We start from the raw sequence: 913 nt of genomic DNA, 5'->3' as shown, positions 1-913 counted from the left end.
CATGGGCTATGTCGGTGTATGCGGCAAATCCGGATCCGATCAATCTCAATGTTCAGATCAAGGGCGAGGTGCCCTCGCAGGATTTTTTTGATGTTACGGTGAACAGCGGAGATTTGGATAACGTTGTCTTTACGCATCCGGACGGGTGGACGAAGGGCGAATCGTCAAAAGTTGAGCTGAGCTGGAAGGTGCGCAGCAGCTATGGTGGAGTCCGCATGCTGGCCGGCAACTTGAATGAGGAGGCATCTATTGAAAACGTTACTGGCGACGCCATGCCGATCCGCTGGAACGTCTCGACGCTCAACAATAGTAACGGCTTCGTAGGCCCCTATAAAGTGGGGACTTGGCGCGAGGTTGTTGATGCAGAGGTAGCGAGGACGGGCGGACTGGCCAGGTTGGCACTGTGGGTAAAGCTTGATGGAGCGCCGCGCCCCGGATCATACAGCGGAACGTTTCCAGTAGTCTTCGAGACCGGCATCGAGGATTGAGATTGTGCTTTCGCCCGTGCATGTGCGGCTCCCCGCCAGCGCACGACGACGGGTTCGTCCCTATAAACAGGGGCGAACCCGTCTTTTCTCAGGCGTCGGCTCTATCGCTAATTTCGTGCCTGCACGGCGCTGGCTGTCCAATTCAACCGGCGCCGCTTTTCATTATTTAATAATCTCCAGATTTAACAACCCGCTTCAGCCGCGTCCTGACCTCCCAAATCAGATTTCTCTGATTCGTTTCGGACATTCAATTTCCCATAATTGCCTCAGTCGACACCGACCGCATCCCGTCGGCGTTGCGCTTTCCGGCCGTCCACACCGATAAATTGCCGCGCGTCCGCTGCGGTGGTTTTGCTTGCGTGGCTCTGGAGCGCGTTTCGCCCATACGGCGTATCCGGTTTCGATTGTCCCGCGCATCCACCGGG

General features: G+C 56.4%; 1 protein-coding gene. It reads left to right on the top strand.

From position 1 onward, the window contains the following. On the top strand, positions 1-488 hold a 488-nt coding region (locus JMF90_RS38650; protein WP_201326505.1), incomplete at its 5' end, for a hypothetical protein. Between the last annotated feature and the right edge of the window lie 425 nt (positions 489-913).

Source organism: Burkholderia sp. E168m23, assembly GCF_016586125.1.
Classification (GTDB): domain Bacteria; phylum Pseudomonadota; class Gammaproteobacteria; order Burkholderiales; family Burkholderiaceae; genus Burkholderia; species Burkholderia orbicola.
Note: the sequence above shows the minus strand (reverse complement) of the source record. Positions and strands in the feature narration are given on the sequence as shown.